11 protein-coding genes are annotated in these 13624 nt (G+C 76.0%); 5 read left to right on the plus strand and 6 right to left on the minus strand.

The genetic code is table 11. The features are described 5' to 3' along the window. Position 1: 1 nt before the first annotated feature. The gene (locus GL259_RS30195; protein ID WP_159536438.1) at positions 2-2158 is read right to left on the minus strand and encodes an MMPL family transporter; all 2157 of its coding nucleotides are present in this window, start codon (positions 2156-2158) and stop codon (positions 2-4) included. A 380-nt stretch (positions 2159-2538) separates the two neighbouring features. Here GL259_RS30195 and GL259_RS30200 point away from each other — a divergent pair, with 380 nt between their 5' ends. Continuing rightward, positions 2539-3564: a polyprenyl synthetase family protein gene (locus GL259_RS30200; protein ID WP_159536439.1), complete on the plus strand. Its 1026-nt coding sequence runs from the start codon at positions 2539-2541 to the stop codon at positions 3562-3564. Between the two features lie 21 nt (positions 3565-3585). Next, complete coding sequence (locus tag GL259_RS30205; RefSeq protein ID WP_159536440.1) at positions 3586-5610, plus strand: transcriptional regulator; 2025 nt, start codon at positions 3586-3588, stop codon at positions 5608-5610. Positions 5611-5620: 10 nt separating this feature from the next. Here GL259_RS30205 and GL259_RS30210 read toward each other — a convergent pair whose 3' ends face one another. Next, a complete protein-coding gene (locus tag GL259_RS30210) occupies positions 5621-6004 on the minus strand; it encodes a hypothetical protein (RefSeq protein ID WP_159536441.1) in 384 nt (127 codons plus the stop codon). A 186-nt stretch (positions 6005-6190) separates the two neighbouring features. Between GL259_RS30210 and GL259_RS30215 the strand changes: the two genes are divergently transcribed. Further along, positions 6191-6841 carry a ThuA domain-containing protein gene (locus tag GL259_RS30215; RefSeq protein WP_159536442.1) on the plus strand — a complete coding sequence of 217 codons (651 nt, stop codon included), beginning with the start codon at positions 6191-6193 and terminating at the stop codon, positions 6839-6841. Positions 6842-6919: 78 nt separating this feature from the next. Here GL259_RS30215 and GL259_RS30220 read toward each other — a convergent pair whose 3' ends face one another. Both GL259_RS30220 and GL259_RS30225 read right to left on the minus strand, forming a co-directional pair. After that, entirely contained in the window at positions 6920-8149 is a 1230-nt protein-coding gene (locus GL259_RS30220; protein WP_159536443.1) for an MFS transporter, read from the minus strand. A 290-nt stretch (positions 8150-8439) separates the two neighbouring features. Beyond that, the gene (locus GL259_RS30225) at positions 8440-9498 is read right to left on the minus strand and encodes a substrate-binding domain-containing protein (RefSeq protein WP_159536444.1); all 1059 of its coding nucleotides are present in this window, start codon (positions 9496-9498) and stop codon (positions 8440-8442) included. 178 nt (positions 9499-9676) lie between these two features. On the opposite strand from GL259_RS30225, the gene GL259_RS30230 reads away from it, so the two are divergent. Beyond that, positions 9677-11236 (plus strand): carboxylesterase family protein, encoded by a 1560-nt coding sequence (locus GL259_RS30230; RefSeq protein WP_208026537.1) that lies wholly within the window; start codon positions 9677-9679, stop codon positions 11234-11236. A 236-nt stretch (positions 11237-11472) separates the two neighbouring features. Here the strand turns inward: GL259_RS30230 and GL259_RS30235 are convergent, their stop codons facing one another. Continuing rightward, positions 11473-11904 carry a VOC family protein gene (locus tag GL259_RS30235; protein ID WP_159536445.1) on the minus strand — a complete coding sequence of 144 codons (432 nt, stop codon included), beginning with the start codon at positions 11902-11904 and terminating at the stop codon, positions 11473-11475. A 222-nt stretch (positions 11905-12126) separates the two neighbouring features. Here GL259_RS30235 and GL259_RS39015 point away from each other — a divergent pair, with 222 nt between their 5' ends. After that, the gene (locus tag GL259_RS39015; RefSeq protein ID WP_243762419.1) at positions 12127-12549 is read left to right on the plus strand and encodes a hypothetical protein; all 423 of its coding nucleotides are present in this window, start codon (positions 12127-12129) and stop codon (positions 12547-12549) included. Between the two features lie 83 nt (positions 12550-12632). Here GL259_RS39015 and mmuM read toward each other — a convergent pair whose 3' ends face one another. Next, positions 12633-13544 (minus strand): homocysteine S-methyltransferase, encoded by a 912-nt coding sequence (gene mmuM / locus GL259_RS30245; RefSeq protein ID WP_159536446.1) that lies wholly within the window; start codon positions 13542-13544, stop codon positions 12633-12635. Between the last annotated feature and the right edge of the window lie 80 nt (positions 13545-13624).

Consider the following 13624-nt stretch of genomic DNA (forward strand, 5'->3'; position numbering starts at 1 on the left):
GTCACGCCGTGGCCGGCTCGGGCGCCGGCTCGGGTGCCGGCTCGGCGCCGTCGCCGTCCGCCGGTCCCGGACGGTCGCCGGACGGCCACCAGGCCCGTTCGCCGAGCAGCGAGGTGACCGCCGGCACCAGGACGAGCGCCATCACGAAGGCGGTGATCAGGATGCCGAACGACACCGCGAAGCCCAGCTGCTGGAGCATGCTGTTGGCGGCCAGCACCAGGACGCCGAACGTACCGGCCAGGATGACGGCGGCGGCCCCGATGGTGGGCGCCGACCGGGCCACGGCGATCCGGACGGCCTCCTGCCGGGTCCGGCCCCGGGCGATCTCCTCGCGCAGGCGGGCCACCATCAGGATGTTGTAGTCCGTGCCGATCGCCACCACGAAGAGGTAGACGAACACGGGCAGCGCGAACATCAGCCCGTTCTCGCCCTTGATCTGCTGGAAGACCAGGACGGCCGCGCCGAGGGTGGCGCCGAAGCCGAGGCCCACGGCCGCGATCAGGTACCAGGGCGCGACGGCGCTGCGCAGCAGGAGCCCGAGGATCACCATGATGGCGACGCCGGCGACCGGGAAGACCAGCGAGTAGTCGCGGTCGACGGCGGTGCGGATGTCCGCGAGCACGGCGCTGGTGCCGCCGACGAGCGCCTCGGTGCCCTCGGGCGCCGCTCGGTGCGCGGTGTCGCGCAGCTCTCCGGAGACCAGGTCGATCGCCGCCTCCTCGGCGGGGCGGAAGTCCAGTACGACGCTGAACTGCGCCGCGTCCCCGGTGGTGCCGAGCACGGCCGGGGAGACGTCGCCGACGCCCTCGACCGCGGAGAGCTCCTTGCGGAACGCCTCCAGGCCGGCCGGGTCGAGCCGGGAGCCGTCCCCGGTGGTGACGAGCACCAGGGAGGGGTCGGTCTGCCCGGCGGAGAAGCCGAGCCTGAGGTCCCTGGAGGCCTGGACGGACTCCAGGTCCCGCGGCAGCGAACTCTCGCTGTCGAACTCGGCGCTGAAGCCGAGGGCGGCCACGCTCATGACGGCCAGCAGACCGCCGGAGAGGCCCGCGAGCAGGCGGGGCCGCCGGGAGACGAGGCCGCCGAGCCGGTCGGCGAGGACGCTCCCGGACTGCTTCCTCCACGCCTTGGAGGGCCAGAACGCCTTGGCGCCCAGCAGCGAGAAGACGGCCGGTACGAGGGTCAGGGAGGCCAGCAGGGTGACGGCGACGGCGATGGCCAGCGACGGGCCCATGGCACGCAGCATGCCCATGGTGGAGAGCGCCAGGGCGAGGAAGGCGACGACGACCGCGCCGGCCGCGGAGGCGATGGTCTCGCCGACCCGGGCCACCGCGCCGGTCATGGCCTCCCTGGGCGCCCGGCCCTCCCGCAGGAGCTCGCGGTAGCGGAAGAGCAGGAACAGGATGTAGTCGGTGCCGACGCCGAACAGCACCACGATGAGGATGGCGGAGACCGAGCTGTCGGCCTGGAGCCCGCCGAGTTCGGCGGCGGTGGCGATCAGGCCGGTGGCCACGACGAACACCAGGAGGATCAGCAGCACCGGCAGCAGCGCGACGAGCGGACTGCGGAAGATCAGGAGCAGCAGCACCACGATCAGCACCAGGGTCGCCATCATGATCATGGCGTCGGTGTCGCCGGAGGACTCGAGGTTGTCCAGGCCGCTGGCGGTCGGCCCGGTCACCCCCATGCTCAGGCCGGTGCCCGCGAGCAACGGCCGGGCGTCCGCCCGGAGCTGCCTCACCGACTCGAAGAGCTCCCGGTCGTAGTGGTCCTCCGTGGTGGCGAAGACGCTCGCCAGCGCCACCTTGCCGTTGGGCGAGACCGCCTCGGGGCCCGTCAGGACCGACTTCACCTTGTCGTAGCCCTCGGCCTGCAGGGCCCCGGCGATCCGGGTCACCTCCGCCAGGTCGGCCGGCGAGAGCCTGCCCCGGTCGGCGCGCTGGAACACCGCGACGGCGCTGGGCTGCTCCGCCGCCGGGAACGCGCGCTGCTGCAGCTCCGTGGCGCGCACCGACTCGTAGTGGGACGGCAGGAAGTCCGCCTGGTCGTTGGTGCTCTTCAGCTGGGGGGCGAGCGCGACCGCGGCGACGGTCGCGATGACCCAGGCGGTGATCGTCAGCCAGGGCCGGTCGACGGCGAACCGCCCTATCCGTCCGAACATGGTGCTCCTTCGTGCTTCCTGGGCCGGGGGACACCGGGGCCCGCACACGGGGGGCGCCGGTCCTCCGCAGTCTGGCCGCGGGGCGCGCCGCCGCCGACGGCTCGCGGCCAACGCGGCAAGAACCTGCCAGGACCGTTGTCCGCGCTCCGGGCCCGGTGTGACAGTCGTGACGTCCGCAGCGCGACCCGGTGCGACAGCCACGGTGTCCGCAGCGCGATCCGCCGCGGACACCGTCCCTCTCCCGGCCCGCCGCGCGTACCGTCCGGGCCCTGCCGCGGCGGCGGGAGGGCGGCCGGCCGTCAGGGGCGGGCCACCCGAGGCGGCCGCCCGTGGTGCCCGCGGCCGGGGGAGTCCCCGTGTCCCGTCACCCAGGAGCCCGGATGAACGTGTTGAGCGCCCCGGAGCGCGGTTCCCTCCTGTCCGAACTCGCCGCCGGCGACCCGGCGCTGCGGGACCGGCTGACCGAGCGTCTGCGGAGCGTCGAGCGGTGCCTTCGGGAGCGCACCGCCCGTACCGCCGATCCCCGGGTCGCCGAGCTCGTCGGGCACGTCGTGGCCACCGGCGGAAAGCGGCTGCGGCCCCTGCTGGTCCTGCTGGGGGCGGAGTTCGGGGAGGCGGGGCGCGAGGGCGTCGTCGACGCGGCCGTCCTGGCCGAACTCGTCCACGCCTCCTCCCTGTACCACGACGACGTCATCGACGGGGCCGGCACCCGGCACGGGGCGGCCAGCGCCAACGCCCGCTGGGGGGAGCGGCGCGCGGTCTTCGCCGGGGACTGGCTCCTCGCCCAGGCCTCCCGGACGGCCTGCGGGCTCGGGCTCGAGGCGGTGCGGGCGAACGCGGCGGCGGCGGGCCGGCTGGTGCGCGGCCAGAGCCTGGAACTGCTCGGGCCGGGCCCCGGGGTGGCCCCCCTGGACCACTACTTCCAGGTGATCTCGGGCAAGTCCGCGTCCCTGTTCGCCCTGGCGCTGCGGCTCGGCGCCCTGCAGGCCGGCGCGCCCGGGGAGCACGCCGACGCCCTCGCCGAGTACGGCGAGCAACTGGGCCTCGCCTTCCAGATCTCCGACGACCTCCTCGACGTCGGGTCGACCGCCCGCGCGACGGGCAAGGAGCCGGGCATGGACGTGGGGGCCGGGGTGCTCAGCCTCCCCGTGCTGCTGGCCCTGGCCGGTGACGCCCCGGGCGACGGGGAGCTGCGCGCCCTGATCGCCGCCGGACCGGCCGCCGGGACGCCCCCGCACCGCCGGGCACTGGAACTCCTGCGGGACTCCGCCGCGTTCGCCGGGGCCGGAGCCCTGAGGGACGAGCGCCTGGAACTGGCCCGTACCGCCCTCGCGGCCCTGCCCGGGACCCCGGCACGCGGGGCCCTGGAGCGGCTCTGCGACTTCGTGGCCCACCGCGTGGGCTGAACCACCTACTGGAGAACGAACATGCCCGGGTACAGCGACACCGTGCGCGACCGCTCCGCGCGACCCGGCCCCGTGGGAGCGGGCGCCGTCCGCCGGTCCGCCGTGCCGTCCGCTGCCCAGCCCGCCGCGCCGCCGGCCGTGCGCCCCTGCGCGCAGCCGCGCCCGGCCGCCGGGCCCCCGGTCCACCACGGACCGGCGGGTGCGCACGGCGCCGGCCCGTTCGCGTTCCGCGTGCTCGGGCCGGTCGAGGCCGAGACCGGCGGGCGGGCGGTGCCCCTCGGCGGCACGAAGCAGCGCACGGTCCTCGCGGCACTGCTGCTCGCCGGGGGCCGGCCGCTCTCCGACGACCGGCTCAAGGCCCTGCTGTGGGGGGACGAGCCGCCCGCCACCGCGACGGCCCAGCTCTACACGTACGTCTCCCATCTCAGGAAGCGGCTGCACACCCACGTGCGCCTGGAGCGCCACGCCCGCGCCTACCGGCTGGACACCCGCGCCGCCTTCCTCGACCGGACGGCCTTCGAGAGCCTGGTGGCCCACGGCCGGGCGGCGCTGACGGCGGGCCACCACGCCGCGGCCGCCGACCACCTCGGGCAGGCGCTCGCGCTGCGGCGCGGGCCGGTGCTCTCCAACGTCACCGTCCACCTCAGGGAACAAGAACGGCCCTTCCTGGACGAGGCACTCCTGTCCGCGCGGGAGGACGCGATCGAGGCCGAGCTGGCGCTGGGGCGCCACGCCGCGGCGGTCCCGCGGCTGATGCGGCTCGTGCGGGAGCACCCCCTGCGCGAGCGGCTGCTCGGGCAGCTCATGACCGCGCTGCACCGGTGCGGGCGGCAGGCGGAGGCCCTCGCGGTGTACGAGCACGGCCGGCGGGTCCTCGGCGACGAGCTGGGGGTGGAGCCGGGCCCGGACCTGCGGGACGTCCGGCGGTCCGTGCTGGCCGGCGCCCGCTCGACGCCGGCCGCGCGCGCGGTGGCGGTCGCCGGGGCGGCGCTCGTCCCGCCGGACGGCGGGCCCCGCCCTCCGTCGGCACGGGTGCGTGACCGCGGCGCCTGGAGCGGCGTCGTGCCCGCGATGCTGCCCGCCGACGTCGCGGACTTCACCGGCCGCCGCCCGGAGCTGGACGCCGTCGAGGACGCCCTGCGGCGGGCGGAACCCTCCCACACCGTGGTGACGGGCGCCGCGGGCACCGGCAAGTCGGCCCTGGCCGTGCGCGCCGCGCACCGGTCGCGGCGGGACTTCCCGGACGGCCAGCTCCACGCCGACCTGGCCGGGCAGTCCGGACGCCCCCGCTCGCCCGCCGAGGTGCTCGGCGGGTTCCTGCGGGCCGTGGGCGTCGCGGAGCACAGCCTTCCGGCCTCCCCGGAGGAGCGCGGCCAGCTCTACCGCAGTCTGCTCGCCGACCGCCGGATGCTGGTGCTCCTGGACAACGCCGCCGACGACCGCCAGGTCCGCCCGCTGCTGCCCGGGGCGGGCGGCTGCCGCACGCTGATCACCGGCCGGGACTCCTTCGCCACCCTGCCGGGGGCGCGTCCGGTCACCCTCGGCCCGATGGGCGGCGGGGAGGGCCTCGGGATGCTGAGCGCGATCCTGGGGGCCGAACGCGTCGGGGAGGAGCCCGACGCCGCCGCCCGCCTGGTCGAGCTGTGCGACCGGCTGCCGCTCGCCCTGCGGATCGTGGCGGCCCGGCTGGCCGCGCACCCGCACCGGCGGCTCGCGGCAGCGGCCGACCGGCTCGAACCGGAGGACCGCAGGCTCGACGAGCTGCGGGCGGGCGACCTCGACGTCCGGGCGGCGCTGTCCTCGGCCCGCCGCAGGCTGACCGGGCCGGTGCGCAGGGCCCTGGTGGTCCTGGCGTCCGCCGGCCCCGGCGTCTTCACCGCGCAGGAGGCGGCGCACATCCTCGGCTGTCCGGAACAGGAGGCCGAGGACGCCCTGGAGAGGCTGGCGGGTGCCCGCCTGCTGGAGGTGTCCGGCCCGACCCCGCCGCGCTACCGCCTCAGGCCGCTGGTGCGCCTCTTCGCCCTCGAGCACGACCACGCCCACTGACGGAACGCGGTCAGCCGCACCCTCCCGCGTGCCCCTCGTCGAAGCCGAACGACATCGTGGAGCCCCCGTCGCCGGTGTACGGCAGCAGGGAGCTGCTCAGGTAGTCGATGTAGGTGGCGACCACGTTGCTCCAGTTCAGGTCGGAGCCGACGCCCCTGCGGTCCGGCAGCCCCGGGGCCCGGCCGACGGTCTCGGTCCGGCCGAAGCCGTCCTTCTCCAGGAGGCCCCGGATCGTGCTCCTGGCGTTCACCTCGTCGGCCGCGCCCTGGCCGTTCAGCACCGTCATCAGGTTCATCCCGCCCTGCTCCAGCCAGGACGTGATCTCCTCCTCCAGCTCCGCCAGCACCCGGTCGCTGTCGCGACCCTCCCCGCCTCGGGGCGTCGTGCCGCTCATAGCCGCCTCCCTCGTCCGTCACAGATCCGCTCAGTCGATGCCGGCACATGATCCCGGAGACATCTATGAAGTGCCTATGGCGAGCGGATCCGCCCGCCCCCGTACCTGCCGGATCCCGCGGGACCGGTGGAGGGCCGGGGACCGCGGAGCCACCGCCCCGCGGGGCACGGTCTAGGGTCGGACGTCATGGCGCCCCGACTGCTTCTCTACACACGCACCACCGCATACCGCCACGCCTCCATCCCGGCCGCCGTCGCCGCCGTGCGGACGCTGGGGGAGTTCGAGGCCGACCACACGGAGGACCCGGCGGTCCTGGAGCGGCCCCTCGACCCCTACGCCGCCGTCGTCTTCCTCTCCACCAGCGGCGAGGTGCTCACCCCTGCGGGACGCGCCCGGCTCGCCGCGTACGTCGAGGGGGGCGGCGGCTTCGTCGGCGTGCACGCGGCGGCCTGCACCGAGGACGACTGGCCGTACTACGGCGAACTGCTCGGCGCCCGCTTCGACCGCCACCCCGCCCACCAGCCGGGCCGGGCGGTCGTCGAGGACCGCGACCACCCGGCGACCCGGCACCTGCCGCCCGTGTGGGAGTTCACCGACGAGTGGTACGACTTCCGGACCAACCCGCGCCCCGCCGTGCGGGTCCTCGTCCGCGCCGACGAGTCGTCGTACGAGGGGGGCGGCATGGGCGACGACCACCCGCTGGCCTGGTGCCGCGGCCAGGGCGCCGGGCGCGTCTTCTACACCGCCCTCGGGCACGCCGCCGAGGCCTACGACGACCCCGCCTTCCGCGCCCACCTGCTCGGCGGGATCACCTGGGCGGCCGCCCCGCGTCCCTAGGGCCTGCCGGGATCATGCCGTGAACGGGGCCCGGCACGTCACCGCCGACGCCCCGCGACCCGATCCGGACGGCAGACCCTAGGCGTGCCGCTCCGGCAGGCCGGTGACGCGTCCGGCCTCCGCCGGGGCGTCCGTGCCGGACGAAGTGATCACCTCGGAGCGACGGCCGTCCCGGTCCGTCAGGCCGCCCGTGAGGGCGAGGCCGAAGCCGGCCAGGGCGAGAGCGGCACCGACCAGGGCGGGGGAGGTCCAGCCCCAGCCCGCCGAGATGGCCAGGCCGCCGAGCCAGGCGCCGCCCGCGTTGGCCAGGTTGAAGGCGGAGTGGTTGGAGGCCGCCGCCATCGTCGGGGCGTCCTTCGCCCTGGCCATGAGCAGCATCTGGACGGGCGTGGTGATGAAGGAACCCAGCGCACCGATGAAGGTGACCGTCACCAGGGCGGGCAGGGTGCTGTGGACGGTGAAGTAGAACGTCACCAGCGCGGCGGCGAGCAGGGCGAGCCCCGCGTACAGCGTCGGGCGCAGGGCACGGTCCGTGAGCGGGCCCGCGATCAGCGTGCCGAGCGTCATGCCGACGCCGTAGAGCGCGAGGACCAGGGTGGTCGAGGAGTCGGAGACGCCCGTCACCTTCGTCAGCATGGGCACCAGGTAGCTGTAGACGGCGAAGAAGCCGCCGAACCCCACGACGGCCGTGGCCAGGCCGATCGCGACCTGCCTGTTGCCCATCGCCCGCAGCTCGTGCCGGATGCCGGACTGCCGGCCGCGCGGCTGGTGGGGGACGAAGAGGGCCAGCGAGGCGAGGGCGAGCAGACCGATGACGGCGACCGCGAGGTAGGCGGACCGCCAGCCCAGCTGCTGGCCGAGGGCCGTGCCGGCCGGGACGCCGACGATGTTCGCGACGGTGAGTCCGAGGAACATCTTCGAGACGGCGCGTGCGGCCCTGTCGGGGGCGACCAGCCGGGCCGCCACGACGGCGCCCACGCCGAACAGCGCCCCGTGCGGCAGCCCCGCGAGGAAGCGCGCGCCGAAGAGCAGGCCGAAGGTGGGGGCGAGCGCGGACGCGACGTTGCCGACCACGAACAGCCCGGTCAGGAGCAGCAGCAGCCGCTTGTGGGGCACCCGTGCACCGATGCCCGTCAGCACGGGGGCGCCGACGACGACGCCGAGCGCGTAGGCCGAGACGAGGTTGCCGGCGTCCGGCACGGAGACGCCGATCCCGTCGGCGATCTGGGGCAGCAGCCCCATCGTGGCGAACTCGGTCGTGCCGATGCCGAACGCGACGACGGCCAGGGCCAGCAGAGCCAGTGGCATGGTGCGGGGGAACCTTTCGAAGACAGCGGGCCAGGGTGCGAGGGAGGGGAGGACCGGGGTCGTCTCCGGCTCTCGTGGCCGGTCACGCTGAGCACCGTTGCCCGGCGCGCCCCAGGACGGGGCAAGCCCATGAGGAGTGGAGCAAGGGCGGCGGGCCGCGCATTCCAAGATCGGGCCGCACACTGCAGTGACCTGCGTCACGTCGTGCCGGACGGGGCCGCACCGGCCGGACGGGACCCGGCCGCCGGCCGGACGGCGGGGCGTCGCCGTGCCGGAGCGCGCTGCCCCCGTCAGCCGCGGCCGCCCGGACGGGACCCCGGGGGCGCCGTGCTCGCGCGTTCCACCAGGCGCGTCGACAGTTCGGTGCGGGTGCTCTCCGGCCGGTGGCCGTCCATCATGCGCAGCAGCAGGTGCAGCGCCGTCGCCGCCATCTCGGCGCGCGGCTGGCGCACCGTCGTCAGGGGCGGGGCGAGCCAGCGGGCCTCGGGGAGGTCGTCGAAACCGACCACGCTCAGGTCGTCCGGTACGCGCAGACCCCGCTCGGCCAGGGCCTCGTAGACCCCGAGCGCCATGCGGTCCGAGCAGACGAAGACGGCCGTGGGCGGCTCGGGCAGATCGAGGAGCTCGCGCATGCGGCGGGCCGCGGTCTCCCCGGAACCGGTGTGCCGGACGTACTCGGCGCGGTGCCGTACGCCCGCCGCGGCGAGGGCCGAGCGGTAGCCGGCGATGCGCGCGTCACCGCACAGCGTGTCCCGGGGCCCGGCGACCACCGCGATGCGCTCGTGGCCCAGGGACAGCAGGTGTTCGGTCGCCGTCACCCCGCCCCGCCAGTTCGCCGCGCCCACCGAGACGACGCCCGCGGGCGGTTCGAGGACCGGGTCGATCATCACGAAGGGGATGCGGTGCTGCTTCAGCCACGCGCACTGCGGCTCGCTCACCTCGGCCAGGTGGAAGAGCACCCCCGGCGAACCGCGCAGGACGAGCCGGTCCAGCCAGCCCCGCTCCGGGCGCTCGGAACGGCTCCGCGCCGGCGCCGCCGAGACGACGATCTCCAGCCCCGCCCGGTGCGCCGCCTCCTCCGCGCCGTGCAGGACCGCGCCCGACCCGGAGGTCTCCAGCGAGTGCATCACGAGGTCCACCAGGCGCGGCGCCCTCCCGCCGTCGAACCGGGGCCGCCTGATGTAACCGAGCCGGTCCAGTGCCTCGGTGACGCGGCGGCGGGTCTCGGGAGCCACGTCCTCCCGGCCGTTGACCACCTTGGACGCGGTCGGCACCGACACCCCCGCCTCGCGGGCCACCACCGCCAGCGTCGGCCCGGCCGCCGTGCCGGCACTCCCCGTACGGACCATCGGGAACCCGCCTCTCCACCGGATAGAAAGCGCTTCCTACTGTAGATCCGCCGCCACCGGGCGGGAAGAACCTCCGCACGTATCCGGAATACCGGCGAGCGCCGCGACGCTCTTGTGTCACCGGCGGGTCCGGCCGGTGCGCGAGCGCGGCGCGGCGCGGCGAAGGGCTGGTGGGCACATGACGGCAGACCGGGAGAACCCCGTGGCCAGGACGCCGCACGGAGCCGTGCGCGGCCGGTGGGAGCAGGGCGCCGCCGTGTTCCGCGGCATCCCCTACGCGGCACCCCCCTTCGGGCCCCGCCGGTTCCGGCCGCCCGTCCCGCCGGAGCCCTGGGACGGCGTGCGCGACGCCGGCGCCTTCGGGCCGACCGCCCCGAAGCCGCCGTACTCCGAGGCCTTCGCGCAGTACCTGTCCGACCCGGTGGTGCCCGGCGACGACTGCCTCAACCTGAACGTGTGGACGCCCGACCCCGCCCCCGGCGCCCGGCTGCCGGTGTTCGTCTGGCTGCACGGCGGCGCCCTGACCAGGGGGGCCTCCTCGGTCCCCGTGTACGACGGGCGGACCTTCGCCCGCGACGGCGTGGTGTTCGTGTCGGTCAACTACCGGCTGGGCGTCGAGGGCTACGGACTGTTCCCCGACGCCCCCGCCAACCCCGGCCTGCGCGACCAGCTCGCCGCCCTGCGCTGGGTCCACGAGTCGATCGCGGCCTTCGGCGGCGACCCCGGCCGCGTCACCCTCGGCGGCCAGTCCGCCGGCGCGATCAGCACCGGTGCGCTCATCGCCGCCCCGCAGGCCCGGGGACTGGTCCGGCGGGCCGTCCTGCAGAGCGGGCCGCCCGAGGTCACCGACCGTGACAAGGTGCGGCGGATGGTCCGCCGGATGGCGAACCGGCTGAAGGTCCCCGCCACCGCCGAGGCCTTCGCCGGCGTCGACCGCGAGCAGCTGCTCCGCGTCCAGGCCGACGTCGGCCGGCTCGGCAGCCCGGTGCTCGGCGGCCCCGCCTTCGGCATCGTCGTCGACGGTGACCTCGTCCCGCGCGATCCCCTGGAGGCGCTGACGGACGGTGCGGCCCCCGGCGTCGGGCTCCTGACCGGATGGACCCGCGACGAGTACCGGCTGTGGCTGGTCCCGGGCGGCCTGCTGGAGCGCGTGGACCGGCTCGGCGCGGTCGCCCTCGCCGGCGCGATGGCCCGCTGCCGCTGCGGCAGCGAGGTCCCGCGCGGCTACCGCGCCCTGCGCCCGGACGCCGGTACCTCCGAGATCGTCGGCCAGATGGTCACCGACCGCCTGCTGCGCATCCCGCTGCACCGCCTGGCCGACGGCCGCACCGAGCCCTCGTACGTCTACGAGTTCGCCTGGCCGTCCAACCGGCCCCGCATGGGCGCCTGCCACGCCCTGGAGCTGGGGTTCGTCTTCGACAGCGGCGACGAGCCCGACGCCCGCAGGCTCGCGGGCGAGGGCGCGCCGCAGGAGCTGGCCGACGCGATGCACGGAGCGTGGGTGCGGTTCGTCTCCGGCGGTTCGCCGGGGTGGGAGCGATGGGACCCGGGGCATCCCGTGCGGGTCTTCGGCGACGGCGAGCCGCACGTCGTTCACGGCCCGCGGGACCGCGAGCTCGCCCTGTGGTCCACGGCCGACACCGCCCCCGAGGGATCCGCGGCCGCTCCGGCCGCGTCCCCGGAACTCCGGTCGGTGGTGCGCCGGCTGCGCCGCAGCGGTGCGCTGCGCCGGGGCTGACCGGAGCGGAGGGGGACGCGGCCCGGGCATCCGGGGCCCGGGGGACGGCGGGGCTCCCCGCCGCGCGGAGGGCACTGACCGACCGGCCGGGGCGGCCCACCGGCACGCCGGGCGGCCACCGGGACCCCCGGCCCGCGGTGGCGGGGGGCCTCGCCCTCACCCGCGCCGGGCGCCGCCGCGACGCGCCCGGGCAGACCCGGGGGAGGCGGCTCCCGCCTCGCCGTCCCGGAGAACGCTCAGTCGAGACAGAACTCGTTGCCCTCGACGTCCTGCATCACGATGCACGACTCGTTCTCGTCGTCGGCGAGCAGGACCTGTACGCACACCGCGCCGAGCGCGACCAGTCGCGCGCATTCGGCCTTGAGCGTGGCCAGGCGCTCCTCACCCACGAGTCCGGTGCCGACCCGCACGTCGAGGTGCACCCGGTTCTTGGCGACCTTGCCCTCGGGAACACGCTGGAAGAACAGCCGCGGACCCACCCCCGAGGGGTCACTGCACGCGAACCACGCACCCCGCTTCCCGGGCGGCAGCGAGTGGTGGTAATCGTCCCAGGTGGCGAACCCCTTCGGGGACGGTGCGACGTATCCCAGCACCTCGCACCAGAAACGGGCGACGCGCTCGGGGTCCGCGCAGTCGAAGGTGACCTGGAACTGCCTGACCGATGACATCGGCCCACCATAGCAGGGGCACTTCCTGCTCAATTCCCATGGTGAACAGGCATGTTGGCGAGAGGGCGACCCGCGCGAGCCGCTGCCGCGCCGTGCGGTCGCGGGGGCGGACCGATGCCGGTGCCGCCAAGGGGCCGCCGCCGTCGGACCAAGGCGAAGTCCCCCGCGGTGAGGGACCGGAGCTTCTGAGATGATCATTTCGGGAGTGATCGAGGGGGGCGCGTGTCCACGTTCGTTCTGGCCGTCGGCCTGGTGATGGCGCTGGTGCTCGGGGCGGCGGGGGCGGTGGCCCTGGTGACCGGCCGGATCGTACTGCCCTGGTTCCGCGACGGCGTGAGCCGTCCCGGACTGTGGGGCGCCGGCGCGCTCCTGCTGGCCGGAGGGCTCGCGGCCGCACACCTCATGCCCTTCGGGGGCAACATGCCGCTCGTTCTGGGCGGTCTCGTCCTGGTGGCGGCGTCCCAGTTCCTCGAGCCCCGCAGGACGCGGCAGCGCGTGAGGCGTGAGGGGGAACGCGGACGCCGCACGACGTGTGCCACGTCCTCCATGAGGGACGTCCGGTCCGGTGCCCGGTGGGCCGCACCGCGCCGGTGCTCCCGGACGGTACGGACGGGAAGAACGCCCAGGTCCCCGGAACGACGGTGAGGTGGGGGGCGCCGGGGCACGCGCCGCCCTCGCTGCCGCTGTGGCCCGGCCCGGACCACCCGGGTGCGACCGGCGCGAGTGCGCTACGGCTCCCGCAGCACCCCGGCGATCGCCGAGATCGTCTCCGGTCCCACCCGGCAGCACCCCCCGATCAGCCGTGCCCCGGACTCCCGCCACCCCGCGACCCGCCCGGCGGTGAAGGTCGGCCGGCCGGTCCAGGCCCGCGCCCCGGCGTCCCAGGTCTCACCGCTGTTGGGGTAGACCACGGCCGGCCTGCCGGTGACGCGGGCGGCGAGCGCGACGGCGCGGTCGGCGTCCTCGGGGGTGCAGCAGTTCACGCCGACGGCGATCACCTCGTCCGCGTCGGCGGCGAGCGCGAAGGCCTCCTCCAGCGGCTGCCCGGCGCGGGTGCGGCCGCCGGCCACCGAGTACGACAGCCAGGCCGGCACGCCGAGCCCGCGCACCGCGCGCAGCAGGGCCTCGGCCTCGTCGGTGTCGGGGACCGTCTCCAGGGCGAGCACGTCGGGACCGGCGGCGGCCAGGACCTCCACGCGGGGCCGGTGGAAGCGCTCCAGCTCGGCGACGCCCAGCCCGTACCGGCCCCGGTACTCGGAGCCGTCCGCGAGCATCGCGCCGTACGGGCCGACGGAGGCCGCCACCCACAGCGGGCGGGCCGCCCGCGCCCGCCGGGCCGCTTCCCGGGCCGACTCCACGCTGAGGGCGAGCAGCCGGGCCGCTTCCTCCCGGCCGATCCCGCGCCGGGCGAACCCCTCGAACGTGGCCTGGTAGCTGGCGGTGATCGCCACGTCCGCGCCCGCCTCGAAGTAGGCGAGGTGGGCCTCGGTCACCGCCCCGGGGTCCTCGGCGAGCAGCCGCGCCGACCACAGCTCGTCGCCCAGGTCGTGGCCGGCCGCCGCGAGCTGGTTGGACATGCCGCCGTCCAGGACGACGGTGCCGCCGGCGAGGGCGTCGGTGAGGGCGGGGGCGCTGCTCATACCGACGACGCTAGCCGAGCCCTCTCCCGCAGCGCGCCTCCGCCGCGGTGCTGGGATGCTGGGAGGGAGCACGACCGTGA

The organism is Streptomyces sp. Tu 3180 (assembly GCF_009852415.1).
Taxonomy (GTDB): Bacteria; Actinomycetota; Actinomycetes; order Streptomycetales; family Streptomycetaceae; genus Streptomyces.